Source organism: Sulfitobacter sp. L-8 (genome assembly GCF_056859255.1).
On sequence record NZ_JBSXOD010000044.1, the window covers coordinates 93,994 to 116,623 of the forward strand.

Here is a 22,630-nt window from a genome sequence, read left to right on the forward strand (position 1 = left end):
TATCACTCCTCGGATGGCAGTATCTCGGCGATGACCTGGCCGCGATCGACCATGTCCCCATTCGAGACGGATATGTTGCTGGCGATCCCTGCTGCGGCAGCGCGGATCGATATTTCAAGTTTCATAGATTCCATGACCGCGATCACGTCGCCTTCGGCCACGGGTTGACCATCGGCCACCTTGATTTCGACGATCATGCCGGTAAGCGGTGAGGCCACGGCCCGATCCGCCGCCGCATCGCCTCCAGCAAAGTCCAAAGGCGCGGCCGGGCGGTAGACGAGCCGGCCCTCGGGTGTGGCCATCTCGATTACGCCTGCGTGAATCCGTGCGTCGATGAGGTAGACCGTGTCACCCTCGCTCACGCGCCAACGGCCCGGCGCGACTTCACGCATCGACAGTGTCGCCGCAATTCCGTTTTCCGTCAGGACGGTGTACCTGCCGCGTGCTTTAACGGGTCCGACACGCAATTCCTCGGAGGTGTCGGCGGAATCGGTCAGCGTGACACGCTGTACCACCTCGATCGGACCGCCACCCAGGCCAAGCCGCCAACCGGTAAAGGTGTCGCGGTTGGTCCATGGATTGGCGCTTGCGTCGCTGCGCGATGCCGCCACGAAAAGAATGGCCGCGGCGGCCTTCCATAATTCGGGGCGGGCAAGGGGACCTGATTGTGTCAGCGCGTCGAGTTTGCCGTCGATCCAGCGGGTATGCACCTGCATCTGTTCAAATTCAGGGTTGCGCGCCAACGCCGTCAGGAAAGCCCGGTTGGTTTGCACACCTTCGACCGCGACATGATCAAGCGCCGTCGCCAGCCGGGCCAGGGCGGTTTCCCGGTCAGGTGCGTGAACGATCAGCTTGGCGATCATCGGATCGTAGAACGGCGTTACCGCGTCGCCTTCTTCGACACCGCTGTCGATGCGCAGACCATCCGGCAGGCTGAGTGTCGTCAGCGTGCCTGTCGAGGGGGCGAACTGCATTGCCGGGTCTTCGGCGTAAAGCCGTGCCTCGACCGCATGGCCGTTGATTGCCAGATCGTCCTGAACCAGGCCAAGGCCCGCGCCTTCGGCGATGCGGAGATGAAGCGCGACCAGATCAAGCCCGGTTATTGCCTCGGTGACAGGGTGCTCCACCTGAATACGGGGGTTCACCTCAAGGAAGAAATACTCCTCCCCTGCGACCAGAAATTCGACCGTGCCCAGACCGCGATAATCAAGCGTTTCACCCAGGCGCACCGCGTCCTGCGCGATTTGGTCCAGCAGCGTGCGGGGGAGCCCCCATGCCGGAGCTTCTTCGATAACTTTCTGATGACGGCGCTGTAGCGTGCAGTCGCGTTCGAACAGATGCACCACATGGCCCTTGCCGTCGCCCGCGATCTGCACCTCGACATGGCGGGCCTCTGGCAGGAACCGCTCGAGCAACAGCCCTTCGGAGCCGAAGGTGGACCTTGCCTCACGCAGCGCGCCTTCGATGTCTTCCTCAAGTGTGGTCTCGTCGGTCACCAGCCGTTGGCCGCGCCCGCCACCGCCGCCGACAGCCTTGAGCAGAACAGGCAGGCCCATCGCACGCACCTCGGTGGCAATTTCGTGTGGATCGGACCGCGCGCCTTCGGCACCTGAAATGACCGGGACGCTGGCCGCAACGGCGGCTTTTTTGGCGCTGGCCTTGTCGCCGAAACGGTCAAGCGTGTCGGGTGTCGGCCCCATAAAGATCATTCCGGCGGCTTCTACCGCACGGGCGAATTCGGAGTTCTCTGCGAGAAAGCCATACCCGGGGTGGATCGCATCCGCGCCGACCGATTTCGCGGCGTCGATCACCGCGTCGATCTTCAGATAGCTTTCGGATGCCGGGCCGCCGCCGATACAGACGGAGTGTCCGATCTCGCGGACATGAAGGGCGTTGGCGTCGGCCTGCGAGTGCACGCCGACAGGGGTGATACCGCTGGCCCGCGCGGTGCGCGCGATCCGGCAGGCAATTTCGCCGCGATTGGCGATGAGAAGCGTTTTGATTTTCATTTCTCGGGCCTCACATCCTGAACACGCCGAAATTGGTTTCGACCTTGGGTCTGCGCGACGTCACATCCAGCATCAGCGCCATGACATCGCGGGTTTCACAAGGCTCGATCACACTGTCGATCCACAGGTTCGAGGCAAAATTGTAAGCACCTTGGAAATCCTCGTATTCCTTGCGGATGGGCGCCTTGAAGGCTTCCTCCTCTTCCGGCGTCCAGCTTTCGCCTTCGCGTTCGTTGATTTGGGCGCGGACCTGTGCCAGTACGCTGGCGGCCTGTTCCGGACCCATGATCGCCGATCGACCGGTTGGCCAGGCAAACATCGCATCTGGTTGGAACGGGCGGCCCAACATCGCCAGATACCCGGCCCCATAGGATCCGCCGGTGATGATGGTGAATTTAGGCACCCGTGCCGAGGACATCGCGGTGATCATCTTTGCACCGGCCTTGGCGATGCCCATCTGCTCGACCTCACGGCCCACCATGAAGCCGTTCACATCTGCCAGAAACAGTAGCGGAATATCGCGCTGAACGCAGAGGTTGATGAAATGGGTGGCCTTCAGCGCAGCCTCGACGAACAGCACGCCGGTATTGGCGATAATGCCGACTTCGTGGCCGTGGATGCGGCCCCAGCCGGTCATGATCGTGTCACCGTACAGCGGCTTGAATTCGTGGAAATCGCTGTCATCCACCAGACGCGCGATGATTTCGCGGTTCTCGGTCGGCACCTTGGGATCGCGGCTGATGATGCCGTAGATTTCCTCGGTCGGGTAAGCAGGCGCACGCGGTTCGGTGGGTGTCTTGCGGGGCAGGGGCTTTTCGCCCAAGTGGCTGACGATATCGCGGGTGATCGCCAACGCATGCGCGTCATCCTCGGCCAAATGGTCGGTTACGCCGGAGACGGAGGAGTGCATCTTGCCGCCGCCCAGTTCTTCGGCTTCGACCTTTTCACCGGTTGCGGCAAAGGTTAGTTCCGGCCCGCCCAGATACATAAAGCCCTGACCGCGCACGATCACCACTTCGTCACAGAGCGCGGGGATGTAGGCGCCGCCCGCCGTGCAGGGCCCCAAGACCACGGCGATCTGCGGCACACCATCGCCCGACATGCCGACCTGCTGATGGAAGATCGAACCGAACTGGCCTTCGTCGGGGAACAGATTCGCCTGATCGGGCAGAAACGCGCCACCGGAATCGACCAGCGTGATGACGGGCAGGCGGTTTTTCCAGGCAATTTTCTGCGCGCGCACATGTTTGCGACAGGTGATCCCGAAATAGGTGCCGCCCTTAACAGTGGCGTCATTGGCGATAATCATACATTGGCGGCCTTCGATCACACCGATCCCGGTAATGATGCCGGCACCCGGCGGCACGCCCTTGTGCATGTTCAGTCCGGCCAGTTCGCCGAGTTCAAGAAACGGCGTACCCGGATCGACCAGGCGTTCAATGCGCTCGCGCGGCAGAATTTTGCCTTTTTCGATGTGTCGATTCCGCACCTTCTCAGGTCCACCAACCCGCTGCGTGAGCCGAAGCGCATGCAGTTCGTCGATTTTTTCGCGATACTGCGCGTTGTTCTTGCGGAAATCATCAGATCCGGTGTCGAGGAGGGATTTCATTTTCGTCATGGCAAGTCAGGGTATTCTCTCAGAACAAAGGCGACCTTGGCGGCGCCGGGTTTTTCAAAGGTGTCGGCGGCCACGAGATGAACGTCGGCCTTGAAGACAAGGGCGTCACGCAGGCGCTGTTCAATCTTTTTCTTGAGGCCAGCATCATCTGCCGTATTGCGGTCAGGGCCGCGTTCCACGATCACCGTCAGCGCGCCTTGCGTGGTATGGCCTTCGAAATCGGCCACGATGCGCATGACTCCGTTGGTTTCGGGCACCATTTCGGTGATCACGCTGTTGATGGCCGACGGGAACACGTTGGCCCCCCGCACGATCAGCATGTCATCGGTCCGTCCGGTGCAACGGATTTTCGGACCGGTGCGGCCGCAGGTGCATTCGGTGTCGATGACCTCGATATAGTCACCTGACCGAAAGCGCACGACCGGACTCGCCTGACGACCGATTGCAGTATAGATCATTTCGCCCTCGGCGCCTTTTTTCCAAGGAATGATTTCGCCGCTTTCGGGGTCGAGCAGTTCGGTGATGATATAATCCATATTGACCATATGCATCCCCGATTGGGCATCGCATTCGGCCCAGTAAGTCACGCCCAGATCGGTGCCGCCCAGCATCTCGGTGCATTTCGCGCCCCAGGCCGCTTCGATCTTGGCACGGATGGCTGGAATACCGCCGCCGGGTTCGCCGCCGACGACGATCTGCTCGACGCCCAGTTCGCTGGCCTTGCAGCCCAGCACTTCCGGCGCTTTTTCCGCCAGGTGCAGAACGAAATTCGGGGCCCCGACAATGCAGCGCGGGCGTGTATCGGCACAGGCGCGCAACAGCCGTTCCGCACCGCCGTCGGCCCCGACCGGTACGTCGATTGTGCCCATGTACTGCAGGCCCTGCATCACGGGAATGCCCCCGACAAAGCCTTTGGCCAGCGAAAACGCGTGCAGTACCATGTCACCGGGACGCACGCCGTTGGCGAAGAAACAGCGCGCCGTCATCTCGTGCCACATCTCGGTATCCGCTTCGGTCAGCGCCACATAGGACGGGTTGCCGGTGGTCCCGGACGACGCCTGCATCTGGATAATGTCCGACATCGGCGCAGCACGGTGCTTGCCAAAGGGCGGTTCGGCGGCCAGGCTTTCTCGGATTTCGGTCTTGTAGGTGAAGGGGAGTTTCTGCAGGTCCTCGATGGTGCGGATGTCATCGAAATCCACGCCCGCCTCGGCGAACTTCTCCTGATAGAAGGTAGAATTCGCCTTGAGATAGGCCATCTGATCGCGCAGCCGTTCTTCCTGAATACGGCGCACCTCATCAAGCGGCTTACCCTCGATCTCGTGCCAGAAGCGGTCGTTCACCTTGTCGGCGGCGTCCTGCCGCCGGAAGCGCATTCCAAATTGCATGTCGTCCTCCCTTCCCGGCCGCGCGATCAATAGGATCGCGGCAGCCCCATGACCTTTTCGCCAATATAGCTGAGGCAAAGTTCGCGGTTCACCGGTGCCGTGCGCAGCAGGCGGACCAGCGGATACATTTCGTAAAGCCCCGTATCTTCGGTAAAGCCCGATCCGCCATGGGCCTGAAGCGCGGCATCCACGGCTTCGATCCCCGCTTCGGCGGCGGCGTATTTTGCCATGTTCGAAGACGCTCCGGCAGGCAGCTTGTTGTCGAATTCCCACGCTGCACGACGGGTCATCAGGCTGGCCATCTCGACCGCAGTGTGCGCCTTGGCCATCGGGTGCTGTACACCTTGATGCGCGCCGATGGGCTGGCCGAAAACACTGCGCTCGGATGCATAGGCCACACCCTTGTTCAGCGCGAACCGTCCGATGCCGCAGCACAACGCGGCAAGGATAATCCGTTCGGGGTTGAGGCTGTCGAACAGGATCGAGAATCCCTCGTCCACCTCGCCCACCACATCTTCGGGGCCCAGATCGACCTCGTCGAAGAACAGGGTCCATTGTTCCTCGGGCAGGGGGATCGAAATCTTCACCCGCTGCTTTTCGACGCCTTTTTTCTTCAGGTCCACGGCAAAGAGTGTAAAGCCATCGGTCTTGCGGCTCACTTCATCATGCGGCTTTGTCCGCGCCACCACCAGGCAATAATCGGATACCTCGGCGCCGGTGATAAAGGTCTTTTCGCCCGACAGGCTGAACCGGTTGCCCCGGCGCTTGGCCAGCGTGGTGGCCTTCATCGTGTTGGATCCGGCGCCCGGTTCGGTGATCGCGAAACAAAACTGGATGTCGCCGCGACATGCTGCCGGAAGAAGCTCTTTCTTGTGGAATTCGGACCCGTGGCTGGCGATATGCGCCAGCGACATGGTCGGACCGACCACCATCATCAGCAGCGGTATGCCGTGGTTGGCGGTGCCTTCCATGAACAGGGCCATTTCAGTCATGCCCAGACCTGCGCCGCCGTATTCCTCGGGCACCATGATCCCCAGAAAACCGTCATCGGCAATCTGTTTGAACATGTCGTGAGGGAATTCATGCTTGCGGGCGTGATCCAGCCAATAGGCATTGTCGTATTTCTGCGCCAGCTGACCGCCGTATTCGTAAATCTGGCGTTGTTCGTCGTTCAGGGTAAAATCCATGGTGTCTACTCAACTCTTGAAAGCAGGTTTGCGGCGGTTCTCGAAGGCGTCGAGCCCCTCTGCGACATCATCACTGGGCAGGGCGCGCACGGCGGCGTCACGCTCAAGCCGCATTTGCTGGTCGATGCCAAGGTCTGCACCTTCGCGTGCCAGGCGCTTCATCTCGGCGATACCGTTGCGCGAGCGGCCCGCGATCGTCTGGCAATATTCCAGCGCGACCTCGTGCAATTCCGCATCGGGCACGACATAGTTTACCAGACCGGCCTCTTTGGCTTCGCCCGACTTCAGCCACCGGGCCGAAAACATCAGATCGAGTGCCCGGCGTTGGCCCATCAGCCGCGTCAGCCGCTGCGACCCGCCCCAACCCGGGATCAGGCCGAATTGCGCGTGCTGATCGCCGAATTGCGCGCTTTCGCCCGCAAAGCACACGTCACAGGCCAACATCAGTTCGATCCCGCCGGCCAGACACAGCCCCTGCACCGCCACCACGACAGGGAGGGAGGACGTTTCGAGCGCGCGCAGGTTCTTCATGCCGAAGGCGATGAAGTGGTCCAGCGCGGCGGGATCATTCAATTTACCTTTCACTTCATTTAGGTCGGCACCGGTGCAAAAGTGCTTGCCCTGCGCGCGAATGAGGATCGCCCGAATGTCCGGGTTCGCCTCGAATTCCGCACGCGCGGCAGCGATGCGCTCATGCACGTCCAGTGACAGGCAATTGAACTTCTCGGGGCGGGCCAGATCAATGATGCCGGTCGCACCCTCGATACTGGCGATGACGGGATCGCTCATTTCGAACCTCCCTTCGCCCTCTTATCGTATTGCAGCGCCATCCGCCCGACTTTTTCGCGGGCGATCACCAGCTTCTGGATCTGCGCGGTGCCGTCACCGATCTGCAGGCCGAGAACGTCGTTGTAGCGTTGATGGTGCGGCAGGTCGGTTGTGTAGCCATAGTGCCCGTGCAGGATCAGACACTGGTGCAGGATCTCGCAGGCGGTCTTAGGCAGGTACCACTTGCACATCGCCGCTTGCGACGTGTGGGGCAGGCCACGGTCGCGCAGGTCCAGCGTATAATAGCAAAGCTGGCGCATCATGGTCAGCTGGGTCTCTGCCTCGGCCAGCGGAAAGCTGACACCCTGATACTGCACGAGCGGCGCGCCGAACGCTTCGCGCTCCTGGACATACGCCCATGTTTCGTCAACCGACGCCTGCGCGGCACCCAGACATTCCAACCCGATCAGCGCGCGGGAATAGTCGAACCCGGCCATGATGGTACCAAAGGCGCGATCTTGCTCGGCCATCATGTTTTCCGCCGGTACAAAAACGTCGTCGAAAAACACCGATCCGCGCCCGACAGGTTTGGTGCCGATGTCGTCGAAATGGGTGCGCTTGATACCCTCCTGGTTCAGATCAACGAAAAAGGCGCTGACCCCACGCGCGCCTGCGTCCGGATCGCCGGTGCGGGCAAAAACCACCGCGGCATCGGCTTGACTGGCAAAGCTCATAGATGTCTTTTCGCCGTTCAGCCGCCAGCCGTTGCCGGATTTCTCGGCCTTCAGAATCAGGTTCGCCGCGTCCGACCCGCCGCGTGGTTCGGTCAGACCCAGCCCGATGACCGCTTCGCCGGACACAACCTTGGGCACCCATTCCGACGCAATCTCTTTCGAAGCGTGCTGCGCCACCATGCCGCCCATGAGAGAGCCCAGAAGCTGCACATAGCTGGCGTTGAAATCGGCATAGGCGATTTCTTCGACGATCAGGCCGGACGTGACCGAGCTTTCGCCAAGCCCGCCAAACTCCTCGGGCAGATCGGCACCGATCAACCCCAGCGCACCCATCTGTTTGATCAGCGCCCGGTCGAAGGTGTGGCCGCTTGCGCGCTCTTGATAACTCGACGCCAGCTTCTCGGTGGCAAACCTCTTTGCCGTTTCGCGAAAGGCCTTTTGATCTTCTGTTGGCTGGAATTGCACCCGCGATCCTCCCCATGACCGAAATATGTTCTTCCCTAAAATCTAACAAATGTTAGAATACAGATCAAGCGGAGTTTTAGGAGGATCCTCACAATGACAGACATGCAAAAGAAAAGCTTCGGAACCATGCTTTCGCCGATACGCGCAGGGCAACACATGTTGCGAAATCGTGTCATCATGGGCTCGATGCATACCCGGCTGGAAACCGAGCCCGACAGTATCGCGCGGCAGATTGCCTTTTACGCCGAAAGGGCGCGGGGAGAGGCGGCGATTCTGGTTACGGGCGGATTTGCACCCAATGCCGAGGGCATGTTCGATCCCGAAGGGCCACGTATTGACGACCCGGAGGACGCGCGCAGCCTGCGTCCGATCTGCGAGGCGGTCCAGGCCGAAGGCAGTCTGATTTGCGCGCAGCTTCTGCACGCCGGGCGCTATGCAAAAATTGAGGGCTGCGTCGCCCCAAGCCCGATCCGCGCCCCGATCAACCGCTTTGTTCCGCGCGAGATGACCGATGCCGATATCCGCCGCACTATCGAGGATTTTGCGAAAGCTGCCGAAAACGCGCAGGCAGCGGGGTTCGATGGCGTCGAGATCATGGGCTCCGAAGGATACCTTATCAATGAATTCACAGTCACCCATACCAACAAGCGTGACGACGAATGGGGTGGCAGCGCCGAGAACCGCCACCGTTTTCCGGTTGAGATCGTGCGCGCGGTGCGCGAACGCTGCGGGTCGGACTTTCTTGTCATCTATCGAATTTCCGCCGCCGATCTGGTCGAGGGCGGCGCGCCCGCCGAGGAAATCGCAGACCTGGCGCGCAAGATCGAGGCAGCGGGTGCGGATATTCTGAACACCGGCATCGGCTGGCACGAGGCCCGCGTGCCGACGATCGCCTATCAGGTGCCGCGCGGCGCCTGGCGTCAGGCGGCGGCCAACGTGAAAGCTGCGGTTTCCATTCCGGTGGTCGCCTCAAACCGAATCAACACGCCCGAGATCGCAGAGGACATACTTGCTTCCGGCGAGGCGGACATGATCTCGATGGCACGGCCCTTTCTGGCCGATCCGCATTTCGTCAAAAAGACGCGCGAGGGCCGCGCGGACGAGATCAATACCTGTATTGCCTGCAATCAGGCCTGTCTGGATTTCATCTTTTCGGATCGACCGGTCGGCTGTCTGGTCAACCCACGGGCCGGACGCGAAACCGAATTTCGGGACAGTCCGACCGAATCACCCAAAAAAGTGGCCGTTGTCGGCGGTGGCGCCGCGGGCATGGCCACAGCTTCTGAGGCAGCAATGCTGGGCCATGACGTTACCCTGTTCGAAGCGCAAGACAAACTGGGCGGTCAATTGAATCTGGCGCAAGCGGCACCGGGCAAAGACGAGTTCAACGAGACCTTGCGGTACTATGGTGGCCAGTTGCAGAAACACGGCGTCAAGCTGCGCCTCGGACAGCGCGCCGGGTCGGACGATCTCACTGACTTTGATCATGTGGTCATCTCGACCGGGGTCACGCCCCGGATTCCCGATCTGCCGGGCGTCGACCATCCCAGTGTCGCGACCTATGCCGAGATCCTGTCGGGCAACCGCGCGGCCGGTGACACCGTCGTGGTGATGGGGGCAGGGGGCATCGGGCATGACGTGGCCGAGTTCCTCGTGACCGAACCCGCCGAGACCCACAATACCGACGCGTTCTGCGAAACCTGGGGCGTGGACCCGCAGTTCACCACGTCGGGGGCGTTGGCGGGCGATCCGTTGGCCCCGAAACCATCACGCCGCAAGGTCGTCATGCTACAGCGTAAAACCTCGAAAGCGGGCGCGGGTCTTGGCGTCTCGACCGGTTGGATCCTGCGCAATGCGCTGCGCAAGCATGGGGTCGAGGCTCTGGGCGGCGTGGTCTACGACCGCATCGACGACGCGGGGTTGCATATTGTCATGGACGGCGAGCCAAAGATCATAGCCGCCGATACCATCGTGCTGTGCACCGGTCAGGAACCGGAACGGGCTTTGGCTGAGGAGCTCATTGCACAGGGTGTCACCGTCACGATGATTGGTGGTGCAAAGGAGGCGGCAGAACTCGACGCTCTGCGCGCTATTGATGAAGGGGTGCGTTTGGCGCAAAGTCTCTGAGGCTCAAGAGCGAGGGAGAAGACAATGCTGCCCGAAGTGATGCGCGCCGGCCGCGCCGATCTGTACTCAATCTTTCGAACCCGTGTGCGCAACTGCGCGGAGGCTCTGGCCGTGGAGGACGGCAGCAACCGGTTGACCTATGCCGAATTGCACGACCGGGTTGACCGGCTGGCGTCCGTGTTTCTGGCCAGGGGCATAGCACCGGGGGACAGGATTGCGATTCTGTCGCACAACCGGGCAGAGTACCTGGAGCTGCAACTGGCTGCGTCGGGGATCGGCGCGATCGTTGCCTGCCTGAACTGGCGGCTTGCGCCGGACGAATTGCGGCATTGCGTCGAATTGGTCGAACCGGTTCTGGCGCTTGTCGAACCCGGCCTCAAGGCGGCATATCAGGATATTGCCTCAACCCCCTGTCTGGAAATCGGGCCCGAGCTGGAATCAGCCCTGGCCGGGGCACGGCCAGACGCGCGCGTCGGCACCCTGGTGGACGATCCGGAGGCGGGGCTGACGATCCTTTACACTTCGGGAACCACCGGATTGCCCAAAGGGGCGCTCATCAGCCATCGCGCGCACATCGCGCGGTCCATGGTCTTTGCCGCGCAACTGGCGCTTGATCCCGGCGACGGATTCATCGCCTGGGCACCGATGTTTCACATGGCCTCCACCGATCATGCCCTTGCGACGCTTTTGCGCGGCGGTACCGTGGTCATGGTGGACGGGTTGCAGTCCGCGGTCATCAACGCGGCGCTGTCACGCCACAAAGTCGGTTGGTTCGTAATGATGCCGGGCACACTGGAGGCCTTCATTGCGGAACGACGCGCCAATCCGCTGCCCGTAAAAGGGATCAAAGTTTGCGGCGCGATGGCCGATCTGGTGCCCCCACATCAGATTGCGGAGCTGACAGGCCTTCTGGACACACCCTATCTGAATTCCTTCGGGGCCACCGAGACCGGGCTGCCGCCGGGAACCGCCGACCTGATCGCCCCCGGTGTCGTGCCAAAGACATTGTCCAAGCGCGTCAGCGCCTTCTGCGAGGTTCGGTTGGTCGATCCCGACGGCGACGAGGTGCCGGTTGGAATGCCGGGCGAAATGGCGGTGCGGGGTCCGACCCTGTTTTCGGGATACTGGAACGCCGACGACACCAACGCCCGCGACTTTCGCAACGGGTTCTTTCACATGGGCGATCTGTTCCGACGCAATTCCGATGGCACCATCGACTTCGTGGACCGGGCGAAATACCTGATAAAGACGGGCGGCGAAAACGTGTATCCAGCGGAAATCGAGCGGGTGCTTCTTGCGCATCCGCGTGTGGTCGACGCTGCAGTGGTGCGCGCCTTCGACGCGAAATGGGGCGAAAGCCCGGTGGCCTTCGTCGCCTGCGTCGATGGAGGTCCACAGGCGCAAGAACTGATGCAGCTTTGCCGGGAGTATCTGGCCGGATACAAGCGGCCCCGCGAAATTCGGTTTATTTCGTTCGATGATTTCCCGAGATCGACCAGTGGCAAGGTTCAGCGCCATGTGCTCGAAGCCCGTCTGAATGATGAAGAATCTTGCACCTGAAGAGTGACCCGGCGCACAATTGCTGTGCAGCTGCGCTCAGAACTCGGCCGGAGACCCGCGGTCGTGATATTATATTTTTATTTATCAATAGCTTAGTAAGCTACGAAGTTGATTATCAATGACGGGCCTTCGGACCTCTGATCAGGTTTTGAAAAACAATCAGCTTTCTTTTAGTAACCGTCTTTCCTAAGTCATGGCTATTCCAAATTAAGCAAAAGGTGTACCGACCATGACGAAGCTAGCGATTGTCTATTACAGCGGATATGGCCACACGGACGTTCAGGCCAATGCCGTCGCCGAAGGGGCCAGGGGTGTCGAAGGCGCCGAGGTCGAATTGCTGAAACTGTCTGAAGACGGAGAGTTGGACGCGGCGGCCTGGGCGGCGCTCGATGCGGCCGATGCCATCGTCTATGGCAGCCCGACCTACATGGGCGCCCCCGCCTGGCAGTTCAAGAAATTCGCCGATGCCAGCTCGAAGCCCTGGTTCACGCAGAACTGGAAGGACAAGATTGCCGGTGGCTTTACCACTTCTGCGACGGCAAATGGTGACAAGTTCTCGACCATCCAGTATTTCATTACCCTGTCGCAGCAACACGGCCAGCTCTGGTGCGGCGTCGGTCTCATGCCCGCCAACACCAAGGCGGACGGCCCTGAAAAGCTGAACTGGACGGGCGGATATTCCGGTCTTCTCGCGATTGCCCCCTCCGACAGCTCCCCCGAGGAATACCCGACGGGCGGCGATCTGGACACGGCGCGGTCCTATGGTCAGCGGTTGGTTGAAACTGCGAAACGCTGGAACAGCTGATCCAGCTTTCCGATGAAACGACCCGGTCGCCAGGATGTGCGGTGGCCGGTTCACAGGCGTCGGCGCAACACCGCAGCCGTTGTCGGGGTGATGGTTACCCGGCAACGCCCGTCCGTCCCACCAGCGCCATCAGCGTTCCGGTCATCGTGGCAACAAGTTTTTCATCCTGCCCCTTCACTGCGTAGGCGCGCGCCTCGCAGACCGTGAGCGTTCTGCCCGGTTTCACCACGTCGGCGACGAATCGAAACCGCTCCCCGTCGGCGGGGTTGAGCAGGTTGATCTTGAATTCCGCCGTCAGCACTGCCGCGTCTGCGGGCATCAGCGAAAACGCCGCGTATCCGCAGGCGCTGTCCAGCGCGGTCGAGACAATACCGGCATGCAGAAACCCGTGCTGCTGGGTCAGCGCATCGCTGTTTGCCATCTCCAGAACGATATGACCGGGCGAGAGGTCGGCAATGCCGATCCCCAGCGTGTGCATCACCTTCTGGCGTTCGAAACTTTCGCGCACGCGCGCGTCAAAATCTGGGTTCCTCGGATCGAATTGTGCCATACTATGATCTCACTCCTTTCATTCATCCGTGATGAGCAATCGTAGCCGATTCTTGAGGCGTGCATCTTGTAACGAAAGGCCAAAAGGGCGCGGGGTCGCCAGAGACCGCAGCGCACCCGGCGGTCTGCCGGCATAGGCCCGGCAGACCGCCGACATATGCGATTGATCGTAGTAGCCCGCGTCCAGCGCCAGATCGCTCAACGGCGGGGTGGGGCCCGCGAGCTGTTCCAGCAGCCGGCGAAATCGCCGGGTGGCGGTGAGCCGCCGTCGTGAAATCCCGGTATCGGCGCGCGTCCTGCGCCGTTCGGTCCGATCGCTAACCGCCTTCGGACGCGCCGCGAAGCTCAGCCTACATGCAACATCGTCCAGCGCTGAAACAAGCGATGGCAGGCCATCATCGCTCTCCCGAACGCGGGCCAATGCCAATGCCAAGGGCGTCAGCGTTGCGGCCTCTGGCATATGTTCCGGTCGGGCCGACAGCCGTAGCCCGGCCACGATGCCGCAAAAGGAAGACTGTCGGCGGGTAAAATCCGGGCGGGGTGGCGCAAGCGATATTTGCGTCCTGTCGCCACCTGTCACCGAAAGGGTGAAGAGATCCGTAGCGAAACGCCCGCTGCCGCGCCCGCTCAACGCGCCGGTGTCGCGGAACACAAATAGATGGGCGACCTGCGCCGCAGCGTCCGCAGGCGGCGCCAGCTCAAGATAGAGCGGCACCGCCACCCAGTTATCGGACGAAAGCATCACGATTCTCGGCAACGAAATCGCGGAAGCAGCGCGCCGGACGACCGAGCACGTCGCTCACGGTGGTCTCGATGCCGCCGAGGTAACCTTTGGGCGCGATGGAAGCCAGTTCGACCATGGCCGCAGCGACCTCGTCCTGCATCCCGCCGGCGACCATCGCGGCCTTGGCGTCCTCGGCCGACAAGGGCGCTGAGGTGATGGAGCGTCCGGTCTCGTCTGACAGGATAGCGGCAATATCTTCGCCGGTCAGGGCTTCGGGCCCGGTCAGGCCATAACCCTTGCCCGCGTGGCCTGCGCCGGTCAGCGCCTCGGCAGCGACCTCGGCAATGTCGCGGGCGTCGATCCAAGACACCGGCCCGCCAAGATCATCATGATAGACGCCGGTCTTCGCGATACTGTCGGCCTGCCACAGCAGGTTCTGCATGAAATAGGTCGGCTGGATAAAGGTCCAGTCCAGCCCGCTTTCCTTCAGCAGCTCCTGAGCTTCGGAATGCCACTTGCCAAAGGTCAGCCCTGCCTTGGGCGATGCCCCAAGCCCGGTGGCCAGAACGACGTGCTGCACGCCTGCTGACTTGGCCGCCGCAATCGCGTTTGCTTTCCATTGGCGCATGTCCAGATGCGCAGGCGTGACCAGATAGATCCTGTCCGCCCCGGTGCAAGCCTGTTCGAGCGCGGCAAGGTCGGAGAAGCTTGCAGTGACCGCCTCGCATCCCTTGTCCCTGAGTTTGTCGAGCTTGCTCGGATCGCTGGTGACAGCACGCACTTTGGCGCCCTTTGCCAACAGTGTATCGACAAGGGGGGCGCCGGTGGTGCCGGTTGCTCCAAATACAGTAATCATTCCGTTTCCTTTCAAAGGGCCGTGATGGCATTCAGGGTTTCGGTATAGCGCGCCGGGTACTCGGCGGTGGTAGTGCCAGAGCCATCCGAAAAAGCGGCAACCGCGCTGAACCGCTTAATCTCGGAGGCTACCGGGTTATTTGTCATCTTTCGTCAATGAAAAAAGGCCGCACTGAAGGCGCGACCAGTTGGGGAGGTAACTTCGGAAATGGCTTGGCAGCGGCGCATTAGAGCAAGCACGGCTGCCAGGCGATCAACCGTGCATCGACAAGCCACCGGAAACCGAAATAACCTGGCCGGTGATAAATCCGGCATCATCCGACGCCAGGAAACAAATGATCCCGGGATAGTCACTTGGCTGGCCAAGGCGTTTCATCGGTATGGCCCGTTTGAGGCCTTCGGCGATCTTGGCACCGGTATCGCCCTGGGCGAATTGGGCAAGAAGCGGTGTGTCGGTCGGACCGGGTGCAACTGCATTCAACTGGATGCCCTTGCGAGCCAGTTCACGCGCGACAGTCTTGGTAAATGCAATTATTCCCCCCTTGCAGGCTGCATAAACGGACTCTCCCGATGATCCCACGCGACCGGCGTCGGAGGCGATGTTGACCACGCGGCCTTTACCATTCTCGACCATACCGGGGAGTACAGCGTGATGCATGTTCAACGGCCCATATAGATTGATGTCGATAAGCTTCTTCCAGTGTTCTGCATCGCTGTCGAGGAACGGCTTGACCACATCCCAACCTGCGTTGTTCACAAGGATGTCGACCGGCCCGCCGGCCTCGAACTCGGCCACCGCCTTGTCGACCTGAGCACGGTCGGTAATGTCCACTTTGAACGCCTTCGCTTTGCCTCCGGCGTCCAGAATATGCTGGACAGTTTCCTGCGCCCCCTCTTCGTTCATATCGAAAACGGCGACTTCGGCACCTTCTTCGCCGAACCGTTCACATACGGCCCGACCGATGCCGCTACCGCCACCTGTCAGGATTACACGTTTTCCATTCAACCCTCGCATAGAGAGATCCTCCTCTTCCGCTTACATCTTGGCAAAGAACTTGATTCGAAGCCTTCTTTGGTGTATTCTAACAGTTGTTAGATTTATTACAATGGACAGTGTTGTGACTGTTCAGTATCGACAACGAATGGTGAGATATACTGATGCCATCAAGAGAACCGACGATGAAATGAGCAAGTCGGAGCGGACACGAGGCGGTATCCTCGTTGCGGCCGCTCGCCTGTTCCGGCACGAAGGCTACAACGCCACGACGATGCGCGACATTGCGCAGGTATCCGGCATAGAAGCCGGAAGTATCTATTACCATTTTCAATCCAAAGACCAGATTCTGAGCGAGGTTCTGGATATTGGTGTGCGGCAACTCTACGAGAAAGTCAGTGAGATCGTCCGGTCGACGAAGGGGGATTCCCATGATTTTCGCAAGACCTTTGCATTGCTCATCGAAACGCACCTGACCTATCTGCTGACCGACAGCGACTTTACCTCTGCCAATATCCGCAACTACCCGATGTTGTCCGATGAGGCACGCGCTCCGCACCGTGAGTTGCGCGCGGCTTATGCGCGGGTCTGGAGTTGCTTTTTGAATAATGCGAAAAATGCGGGCCACCTGAGGGTCGACATCTCCGTGGCTGCAATCCGCCAGTTCATACTGAGTGCCATGAACTGGACAGTGGAATGGTATGATGTGGATCGGTATCCGGTGCATGTTCTCGCCGAACGCATGAGCAAGCTGATACTTGATGGAATGTGTTCCCGGCACATGGTCGTTACGACAGGACTAAAGACGAACGCCGCCAACTCTGTCGACATCCCCGACCCCATCGGCAAGGCCGAGAAAACCCGCGCGGAAATCCTGATCGCCGCGGCGCGCGTTCTCAGGGACAATGGTTACAAAGCAACCACGCTGAGACAGATTGCCGACGAAGCGGAGATGAAGGCGGGCAGCGTCTACTACCATTTCAAGTCCAAGGAAGCTATCGTGGACGAGGTTCTGAACGCCGGGTTGAGCGACCTTCTGACGGGTGTCAGCGCAGCAGTTCAGGAATTTGAGCCCCCTTACGATCATCACGCAAGGATAGCGACAGCAATCTGGACGCATCTGGATTTTCTTTTCAAGGCGAGCGAGTTCACGTCTGCGAACATCCGAAGCTATGGGATGCTACCCAACAGTTTCAGGGAACGGCACAGAGGAATTCGTCATGAATACGGAAGACTGTGGGACAGGATCCTGCGCGAAGCGCAGGATGACGGTGCCATCCGGTCGGATATCAAGATCGTCCCATTGCGCCAGGTGATGCTGGGGGCATTGAACTGGACGGTGGAGTGGTTCGACCCGAATGAACCCGCAAAAGACGGGTATCTTTCGCTGCCCGAATTCTCCGGCATGCTCATCAAATTGCTGCTCGAAGGGGTTTGCTCAAGAGAGGCGACCCCCTACACCGAACACGAAACGGCCAACTGACCGTTCAACGGTTGTGATCAGACCAACAGGAAGTGATACAGTCCTTCTGCAACCTGTTTTTCCCGACCCGTCTGCCATGTAATTACACTGACACTCGCGATACGCTTGCCCTTGCGGGTGACATTCGCACGGGCATAGAGCGGACCCTTCACACCAGGCCGAAGATAATCCACGGTCAGATTGATCGGCTTGGCCGGAACTTCGGTGAAATCAGGTTGGACGGCAATAGCGGCTGTCGCTTCCATGAAGCTGGCAATGATGCCGCCATGATAATGCTCCATGATCGGGTTTCCGATATGATGAGCTTCAAAAGTCATCTCGGCTTCGGCATGAAAGTCGTCCATGCTCTGAACCTCGAAATTCAGAAACCGGAAAAACGGCACCCTGGCCACGTTGGCATTGACGGTTTGCAAGTTCATTACGAGGCTTTTCCTTTGGTCATCGCTTCTAGAAGGCTGGTGTCACCGCGGGTCAAAGCGAACGAGGCGGTTCCACGGGCGATTTCCGCATCCTCGTGGCCATCGAACCAGATGTTGCCGGCATTAAAGGCGATATGGCGGGTTTTCCGAAAACAATGCGCGCTGACGATGACGTCTGCGCGCGACCGCGCGGCCCGCAGATAATCAACCCTGAGGTCCAGGGTCGCCATCGAGCTGACCCCCTTGATGGTCACAAAGTTCGCCAACCCGAAAACACTGTCCAACAAAGCGGTCAGAATGCCACCGTGAAGCAGGGTCTGATCCTTATCCACACAAAAGTCCGGATTGAACGGCATCCGCACCCGAACGCCTTCGCTCGACACCTTTTCGATCTCGAGCGCCATGTGGGTAATCAGACCCTTGCCGCGCGCATTCCACATTTGCGCGATCTGCTCCATATATTCTCTGCTGATATCAGCCATGCGTTCTTTCCTTAACGCCCCGTGAAGTGGGGTTTTCGTTTCTCGATGAACGCAGAGACTGCCTCATGGTGGTCCTCGGTCTGATGCATCAAGGCCTGATAGGCCGCCGCGGAATTCAGGAAATCCGGCAAATCCATCCGTTCGGCGTTGCGCATCAGGCGCTTGGCGATCCGTACCGCCCGTGGCGGTTTCGCAGCAATCACCGCTGCACGTTCGCGGGCACGCTCCAACAGGGTGTCATGCGGCACTACCTCCAGCACCATGCCGATCTCCAGCGCCTCATCGGCCGCGACCATGCGGCCCGAAAACGTCAGATCGGCTGCCCTTTGGTGGCCCAGACGGCGCAGTAGAAACCAGCTGCCCGCGTCGCCCGGAATGATCCCGAGGTTCAGAAACACCTCGCCGAACTTCGCCTTTTCCGACGCAATGCGCATGTCGCACATCATGGTCAGGTCACACCCCGCACCGACCGCCGCACCGTTGACCGCTGCAATGGTCGGAATATCGAGGTTGTAAAGCGCCTGCGGCAATTTCTGCACGCCGTCGACATAGCTTTGCGCCGCCGCCAACGGCTCCTTTCGAAAAACACCGTCGGGGTCGTTCATCTCCTTGATGTCGCCGCCCGCACAAAAAGCAGAACCAGCACCCGTGAGGATCATGACGCTGACTTCGGGGTCGGCCTGCACTTTTGCAAACTTTTCCAGAAGTGCCTCGATCATATCGTTTCCGGTAATCGGATTACGGCGTTCCGGGTCATTCAGGGTAACAGTCGCGATGCGGTCTTTGATATCCAGAAGGACATTGGGTTCACTCATTTTTCCCGTCTCCGCGCTCTCGTTTCTCGAACATGTCCGGATTGATCATGTCGCGGGCATCGTGGCCCATATGTAGTGTTTCACCGCCGTCAACATAGATATCCTCGCCGGTAATGAAATTCCCTAAATCGGACGCAAGAAAGATGATCGTACCCGCGATGTCCTCTGCCGCGCCCATGCGATTCAGGACCGACCGGTTCAGATCCTTCCACCGGTCTGGCGGAATGGGATAGCGGCCGAGCGCGTCGGTCTTGATCGTGCCCGGCGCGACGCAGTTCAGACGAATCCCGTATTCGCCCCATTCGGCGGCCAGTGTCTTCATCATCCCGGTCACGCCGGCGCGTGCAGCAACGGTATGCGCGAAACCGGTCAGGGCGGTACGGCCCGAAATCGCGGTAACGAATACGACCGAGCCGCCGGAGTCATACATGAAATGATCCGCCGCCGCGCGGGTCATCTGCCACGACCCGATCAGGTTGTTGCGAATCACCGCCTCGAAACCCTTGTTCGTGATGTCGCGAGCCGAGGCAATATACTGACCACCCGCATTGTTCACCAGAACGTCAAGCTGTCCGTAGTGCTCCTTGATCCGCCCCATCGCGGTTTCGATACTGTCCTCATCGCGGGTGTCGCCGGGCACGACAAACGCCTCGCCCCCCGCGGTGCGAATCATCTCGGCGGTTTCTTCCAGCGGTTCCTCGCGGCGTGCGAACAGGGCCAGCCTGGCCCCGCAAGACGCCATCTCAAGCGCCGTGGCCCGGCCCATGCCCGATCCGGAACCGGTGACGAGGGCCACCTGACCCGCCATGAGGTCAGAGGCATAACGCGGTGTCTTTCGGTCGCTCATGTCTTTCCCCTCATTCCTTAAGAAGCTCGCCGGCGATGATCAGCTTGCGCACTTCCTGAGTGCCCGCACCGACCTCGAGCACGCGCCCGGTCCGGTAAAGCCGGTTCACTTCCGTATCGCGCATATAGCCCGATCCGCCATGGATCTGAACGGCCTTGTCCAGCACAAATGATGTCGCCTCGGCAGCCTTGAAGATCGCCGCTGCCGTCAGCTTGTGAATTTCGCCGCGCCCGCCTTCGCCTTCTTCCAGACCTTCGCACATGGCGACGGTTTTCAGTGACAGACTGCGCGCCGCCTCGATCCGTGTGTACATGTCGGCCAGCATCGCCTGCACCATCTGGAAACTGGCGATCGGCTTGTCGAACTGTTTGCGCGTCTTGGCGTAATCGATAGAGATATCAAGCGCCCGCTGCGCAATGCCCAGAGCATTGAAACAGACGATAGCGCGCTCCAGGTCCAGCCCCGACATTGTCACCGCAACACCACCATCCAGCTTGCCGACCATGTTCTTGGCGGGCACACGGCAATCCTCGAACACCAATTCGCCGGTCGGCGATCCGCGGAACCCCATCTTGTTGAGCTTCTGAGCCACCTTGAAGCCGGGCGTGTCGGTTTCCACGATAAAGGCGGAAATGCCCTTGGCCCCCTTTTCGGGCGAGGTCTTGGCATAGACCAGCACCAGATCCGCAATCGGCCCGTTGGTGATGTAGATCTTGGCGCCGTTCAGAATATAGTCGTCGCCATCCTTTTTCGCCGTGGTCCGCATCGAGCCAAGCGCATCGGAGCCGGCACCGGGTTCGGTCAGGCCCAAAGCGCCGATCAGCGTGCCGTCGCACAGCCCGGGCAAATACTTGCGGCGCAGATCCTCACTGGCGTTGCGATAGATATTGTTGACGCACAGGTTATCATGCGCCACCTGGCTAAGACCGATCGCGGCAGAGGCGCGCGACAATTCCTCGCTTATGATGCAGGCCGACGTGAAATCGAGCCCGGCCCCGCCGTATTCCGGCGGCACGTTGAGGCCAAGATACCCCATCTCGCCCAGCTTGGGAAAGACCGAAGGCGGCAGATCATCGGTGTCGTCCATTTCCGCGTTCAGATGATGAAACTCCGACATGAAGAACTTGCCGGCCTGATCGGCCAGCGCCTGCTGTTCATCGGTCATGAAATGTGTTGGAAGGTCGATGTCGTTGCGTAATTGCTTGTTCATGGCTGGGTCCTCCCTCAGGCGCGCAAAAGTTCTTCGGCGATGATGATCTTGCGGACTTCACTGGTGCCCGCACCGATCTCCAAAAGTTTGTTGGCGCGGAACAACCGGTTGATCTCGGTGTCCTGCATGTAACCCGAACCGCCATGGATGTGGCAGGCTTCGGTGACGGCCTTGTTGAACGCTTCGCCCGCATAAAGGCAGGCGGCGGCGGTCAGCTTGTGAATCTCGCCACGTCCTCCGGCCCCCTTGGGCAAACCGACACAGGCCGCCAGCGCGCGATAGCTGAAGGCGCGGGCGGTTTCGACCTCGGTGTAAATCTCGGCCAGTTTCGACTGAACCATTTGGAAACTTGCGATGGGTTTGCCGAATTGTTCGCGGATCTTTGCATACTCCAGACCCAGTTCCAGCGCCCGCTCGGCCATGCCGACGCAGACAGAAGTGACCATCGCGCGCTCCAGATCCAACCCGCTCATCACCACTGATACACCGCTGTTTTCGGCACCCACCATGGCAGACGCCGGCACGCGGCACTCGTCGAACACCAGCTCGCCGGTTGGCGAGCCGCGAAAGCCCATCTTGTCCAGCTTCTGCGCTACCTTGAACCCGGGATTGTCGGTTTCGATGATAAACGCCGAAATGCCCTTGGCGCCCTTGGATTTGTCAGTCTTGGCATAAAGCAGGACCACATCGGCGATCGGCCCGTTCGTGATGTAAATCTTCGAGCCGTTGATGATATAGTCGTCACCGTCGCGGCGCGCGGTGGTGGCCATGGAGCCAAGCGCATCCGAGCCCGCGCCGGGTTCGGTCAGCCCCAGGGCTCCGACCAGATCACCGGAACACAGGCCAGGCACATACTTCTTTACCTGCTCCTCGGAGCCGTTGCGCAGCAGGTTGTTCAGACACAGGTTGTCGTGTGCCCCGTGCGACAGACCCACCGCCGGATTCCATTTCGAGATCACTTCGGACACCAGCGCCTGGGTGAATTCATTCTGACCGGAGCCGCCCATTTCCTCGGGCGCAGTGATCCCCAGAAGGCCAAGCTCTCCCATCTGCTTGAACAGATCGTCAGGCCACCAATCCTCAGCGTCCATACGCGCCTGCAGCGGGTGCAGCACCTCGCGCGATACGCGATCCACGTGATCGACGATCTGTCGCTGCTCGCTGGTCAGCGAGTAGTTTGCCCTGATGGCTTGCAGATCGGCCATCACCGTACTGTCTTGACTGTTCATGGTTTTCCTCCCGAGCAGAATGTCAGATTGACCTGTTGACCAAAATCAAACATATGTTATAAATATTTGCAAGCCGCGCTTTTTGCGATTTGACGCCGTTGCGCGCGGTGCGGAAACGGGAGCCATCGGACGTAATCGAAAGAGAGCGTCCTTCGGGATTTCTGCAGCTACGGGCGGCATTCACGGCTTTTCGGGCCGGACAGCGTGCTGTTCGTGACACAAAGCGCGCGCCGGAATGGACGGGCAGATAGGGGGGTATATGTCGGATCGACAACTGCGCATCGGGTGCGCTTCGGGTTTCTGGGGTGACACGCCGGAGGCCATTGGCCAGTTGGTGTCCAAGGGCGACATCGACTATCTGG

General features: G+C 60.1%; 22 protein-coding genes. 5 read left to right on the top strand and 17 right to left on the bottom strand.

Going from position 1 to position 22,630, the window contains the following annotated elements:
- Window positions 1-2: 2 nt before the first annotated feature.
- The 6 genes from AC13DE_RS07995 to AC13DE_RS08020 are packed head-to-tail and all read right to left on the bottom strand — an operon-like array spanning window position 3 to window position 8,169.
- Window positions 3-2,009: an acetyl/propionyl/methylcrotonyl-CoA carboxylase subunit alpha gene (locus AC13DE_RS07995; protein ID WP_114865551.1), complete on the bottom strand. Its 2,007-nt coding sequence runs from the start codon at window positions 2,007-2,009 to the stop codon at window positions 3-5.
- Window positions 2,010-2,019: 10 nt separating this feature from the next.
- Entirely contained in the window at window positions 2,020-3,627 is a 1,608-nt protein-coding gene (locus AC13DE_RS08000; RefSeq protein ID WP_114865550.1) for an acyl-CoA carboxylase subunit beta, read from the bottom strand.
- Complete coding sequence (locus AC13DE_RS08005; RefSeq protein ID WP_114865549.1) at window positions 3,624-5,015, bottom strand: phenylacetate--CoA ligase family protein; 1,392 nt, start codon at window positions 5,013-5,015, stop codon at window positions 3,624-3,626. The genes AC13DE_RS08000 and AC13DE_RS08005 overlap by 4 nt, the downstream gene beginning before the upstream one ends.
- Before the next feature lie 26 nt (window positions 5,016-5,041).
- Complete coding sequence (locus tag AC13DE_RS08010) at window positions 5,042-6,202, bottom strand: acyl-CoA dehydrogenase family protein (RefSeq protein ID WP_037929810.1); 1,161 nt, start codon at window positions 6,200-6,202, stop codon at window positions 5,042-5,044.
- A 9-nt stretch (window positions 6,203-6,211) separates the two neighbouring features.
- Window positions 6,212-6,991, bottom strand: coding sequence for an enoyl-CoA hydratase/isomerase family protein (locus tag AC13DE_RS08015; protein WP_114865548.1), 780 nt, complete (start codon window positions 6,989-6,991; stop codon window positions 6,212-6,214).
- The gene (locus tag AC13DE_RS08020; protein ID WP_037929806.1) at window positions 6,988-8,169 is read right to left on the bottom strand and encodes an acyl-CoA dehydrogenase family protein; all 1,182 of its coding nucleotides are present in this window, start codon (window positions 8,167-8,169) and stop codon (window positions 6,988-6,990) included. The genes AC13DE_RS08015 and AC13DE_RS08020 overlap by 4 nt, the downstream gene beginning before the upstream one ends.
- 93 nt (window positions 8,170-8,262) lie before the next feature.
- Between AC13DE_RS08020 and AC13DE_RS08025 the strand changes: the two genes are divergently transcribed.
- From AC13DE_RS08025 to AC13DE_RS08035, 3 genes are all read left to right on the top strand, one after another.
- The gene (locus tag AC13DE_RS08025; RefSeq protein WP_174226634.1) at window positions 8,263-10,296 is read left to right on the top strand and encodes an oxidoreductase; all 2,034 of its coding nucleotides are present in this window, start codon (window positions 8,263-8,265) and stop codon (window positions 10,294-10,296) included.
- Window positions 10,297-10,320: 24 nt separating this feature from the next.
- Window positions 10,321-11,856: a class I adenylate-forming enzyme family protein gene (locus tag AC13DE_RS08030; protein ID WP_114865547.1), complete on the top strand. Its 1,536-nt coding sequence runs from the start codon at window positions 10,321-10,323 to the stop codon at window positions 11,854-11,856.
- Window positions 11,857-12,085: 229 nt separating this feature from the next.
- Entirely contained in the window at window positions 12,086-12,661 is a 576-nt protein-coding gene (locus AC13DE_RS08035) for a flavodoxin family protein (RefSeq protein ID WP_114865546.1), read from the top strand.
- Window positions 12,662-12,755: 94 nt separating this feature from the next.
- On the opposite strand, the gene AC13DE_RS08040 is transcribed toward AC13DE_RS08035, so the two are convergent.
- The 5 genes from AC13DE_RS08040 to AC13DE_RS08060 form a co-directional block, all read right to left on the bottom strand.
- On the bottom strand, window positions 12,756-13,211 hold the full coding sequence (locus AC13DE_RS08040) for a PaaI family thioesterase (protein ID WP_114865545.1): 456 nt from the start codon (window positions 13,209-13,211) through the stop codon (window positions 12,756-12,758).
- 18 nt (window positions 13,212-13,229) lie between these two features.
- The gene (locus AC13DE_RS08045) at window positions 13,230-13,952 is read right to left on the bottom strand and encodes a helix-turn-helix domain-containing protein (RefSeq protein WP_114865544.1); all 723 of its coding nucleotides are present in this window, start codon (window positions 13,950-13,952) and stop codon (window positions 13,230-13,232) included.
- Complete coding sequence (locus tag AC13DE_RS08050; RefSeq protein ID WP_114865543.1) at window positions 13,936-14,790, bottom strand: NAD(P)H-binding protein; 855 nt, start codon at window positions 14,788-14,790, stop codon at window positions 13,936-13,938. The genes AC13DE_RS08045 and AC13DE_RS08050 overlap by 17 nt, the downstream gene beginning before the upstream one ends.
- Before the next feature lie 11 nt (window positions 14,791-14,801).
- The gene (locus AC13DE_RS08055) at window positions 14,802-14,936 is read right to left on the bottom strand and encodes a hypothetical protein (protein ID WP_276319497.1); all 135 of its coding nucleotides are present in this window, start codon (window positions 14,934-14,936) and stop codon (window positions 14,802-14,804) included.
- A 106-nt stretch (window positions 14,937-15,042) separates the two neighbouring features.
- The gene (locus AC13DE_RS08060) at window positions 15,043-15,804 is read right to left on the bottom strand and encodes a glucose 1-dehydrogenase (RefSeq protein WP_114865542.1); all 762 of its coding nucleotides are present in this window, start codon (window positions 15,802-15,804) and stop codon (window positions 15,043-15,045) included.
- Between the two features lie 127 nt (window positions 15,805-15,931).
- On the opposite strand from AC13DE_RS08060, the gene AC13DE_RS08065 reads away from it, so the two are divergent.
- Window positions 15,932-17,266 (top strand): TetR/AcrR family transcriptional regulator, encoded by a 1,335-nt coding sequence (locus tag AC13DE_RS08065; RefSeq protein WP_114865541.1) that lies wholly within the window; start codon window positions 15,932-15,934, stop codon window positions 17,264-17,266.
- A 17-nt stretch (window positions 17,267-17,283) separates the two neighbouring features.
- Here the strand turns inward: AC13DE_RS08065 and AC13DE_RS08070 are convergent, their stop codons facing one another.
- The 6 genes from AC13DE_RS08070 to AC13DE_RS08095 are packed head-to-tail and all read right to left on the bottom strand — an operon-like array spanning window position 17,284 to window position 22,268.
- On the bottom strand, window positions 17,284-17,685 hold the full coding sequence (locus tag AC13DE_RS08070; protein ID WP_037929788.1) for a PaaI family thioesterase: 402 nt from the start codon (window positions 17,683-17,685) through the stop codon (window positions 17,284-17,286).
- Window positions 17,685-18,167: a PaaI family thioesterase gene (locus AC13DE_RS08075; RefSeq protein ID WP_114865540.1), complete on the bottom strand. Its 483-nt coding sequence runs from the start codon at window positions 18,165-18,167 to the stop codon at window positions 17,685-17,687. Before AC13DE_RS08075 ends, AC13DE_RS08070 begins: the two co-directional genes overlap by 1 nt.
- Window positions 18,168-18,178: 11 nt before the next feature.
- On the bottom strand, window positions 18,179-18,982 hold the full coding sequence (locus AC13DE_RS08080) for an enoyl-CoA hydratase-related protein (RefSeq protein WP_114865539.1): 804 nt from the start codon (window positions 18,980-18,982) through the stop codon (window positions 18,179-18,181).
- Window positions 18,975-19,829: an SDR family NAD(P)-dependent oxidoreductase gene (locus AC13DE_RS08085; protein ID WP_114865538.1), complete on the bottom strand. Its 855-nt coding sequence runs from the start codon at window positions 19,827-19,829 to the stop codon at window positions 18,975-18,977. Before AC13DE_RS08085 ends, AC13DE_RS08080 begins: the two co-directional genes overlap by 8 nt.
- 10 nt (window positions 19,830-19,839) lie before the next feature.
- A complete protein-coding gene (locus AC13DE_RS08090; protein WP_114865537.1) occupies window positions 19,840-21,039 on the bottom strand; it encodes an acyl-CoA dehydrogenase family protein in 1,200 nt (399 codons plus the stop codon).
- 14 nt (window positions 21,040-21,053) lie between these two features.
- A complete protein-coding gene (locus AC13DE_RS08095; protein ID WP_114865536.1) occupies window positions 21,054-22,268 on the bottom strand; it encodes an acyl-CoA dehydrogenase family protein in 1,215 nt (404 codons plus the stop codon).
- 259 nt (window positions 22,269-22,527) lie between these two features.
- On the opposite strand from AC13DE_RS08095, the gene AC13DE_RS08100 reads away from it, so the two are divergent.
- The coding region (locus AC13DE_RS08100; protein ID WP_431193246.1) for an acyclic terpene utilization AtuA family protein at window positions 22,528-22,630 on the top strand (103 nt) is incomplete at its 3' end.

Bases quoted from the DNA above. Each gene is read 5' to 3' on its own strand.
- AC13DE_RS07995 (WP_114865551.1), bottom strand. From the start codon at position 2,009: ATGAAAATCAAAACGCTTCTCATCGCCAATCGCGGCGAAATTGCCTGC.
- AC13DE_RS08000 (WP_114865550.1), bottom strand. From the start codon at position 3,627: ATGACGAAAATGAAATCCCTCCTCGACACCGGATCTGATGATTTCCGC.
- AC13DE_RS08005 (WP_114865549.1), bottom strand. From the start codon at position 5,015: ATGCAATTTGGAATGCGCTTCCGGCGGCAGGACGCCGCCGACAAGGTG.
- AC13DE_RS08010 (WP_037929810.1), bottom strand. From the start codon at position 6,202: ATGGATTTTACCCTGAACGACGAACAACGCCAGATTTACGAATACGGC.
- AC13DE_RS08015 (WP_114865548.1), bottom strand. From the start codon at position 6,991: ATGAGCGATCCCGTCATCGCCAGTATCGAGGGTGCGACCGGCATCATT.
- AC13DE_RS08025 (WP_174226634.1), top strand. From the start codon at position 8,263: ATGACAGACATGCAAAAGAAAAGCTTCGGAACCATGCTTTCGCCGATA.
- AC13DE_RS08030 (WP_114865547.1), top strand. From the start codon at position 10,321: ATGCTGCCCGAAGTGATGCGCGCCGGCCGCGCCGATCTGTACTCAATC.
- AC13DE_RS08035 (WP_114865546.1), top strand. From the start codon at position 12,086: ATGACGAAGCTAGCGATTGTCTATTACAGCGGATATGGCCACACGGAC.
- AC13DE_RS08040 (WP_114865545.1), bottom strand. From the start codon at position 13,211: ATGGCACAATTCGATCCGAGGAACCCAGATTTTGACGCGCGCGTGCGC.
- AC13DE_RS08045 (WP_114865544.1), bottom strand. From the start codon at position 13,952: ATGCTTTCGTCCGATAACTGGGTGGCGGTGCCGCTCTATCTTGAGCTG.
- AC13DE_RS08050 (WP_114865543.1), bottom strand. From the start codon at position 14,790: ATGATTACTGTATTTGGAGCAACCGGCACCACCGGCGCCCCCCTTGTC.
- AC13DE_RS08055 (WP_276319497.1), bottom strand. From the start codon at position 14,936: ATGACAAATAACCCGGTAGCCTCCGAGATTAAGCGGTTCAGCGCGGTT.
- AC13DE_RS08060 (WP_114865542.1), bottom strand. From the start codon at position 15,804: ATGCGAGGGTTGAATGGAAAACGTGTAATCCTGACAGGTGGCGGTAGC.
- AC13DE_RS08065 (WP_114865541.1), top strand. From the start codon at position 15,932: ATGGTGAGATATACTGATGCCATCAAGAGAACCGACGATGAAATGAGC.
- AC13DE_RS08070 (WP_037929788.1), bottom strand. From the start codon at position 17,685: ATGAACTTGCAAACCGTCAATGCCAACGTGGCCAGGGTGCCGTTTTTC.
- AC13DE_RS08075 (WP_114865540.1), bottom strand. From the start codon at position 18,167: ATGGCTGATATCAGCAGAGAATATATGGAGCAGATCGCGCAAATGTGG.
- AC13DE_RS08080 (WP_114865539.1), bottom strand. From the start codon at position 18,982: ATGAGTGAACCCAATGTCCTTCTGGATATCAAAGACCGCATCGCGACT.
- AC13DE_RS08085 (WP_114865538.1), bottom strand. From the start codon at position 19,829: ATGAGCGACCGAAAGACACCGCGTTATGCCTCTGACCTCATGGCGGGT.
- AC13DE_RS08090 (WP_114865537.1), bottom strand. From the start codon at position 21,039: ATGAACAAGCAATTACGCAACGACATCGACCTTCCAACACATTTCATG.
- AC13DE_RS08095 (WP_114865536.1), bottom strand. From the start codon at position 22,268: ATGAACAGTCAAGACAGTACGGTGATGGCCGATCTGCAAGCCATCAGG.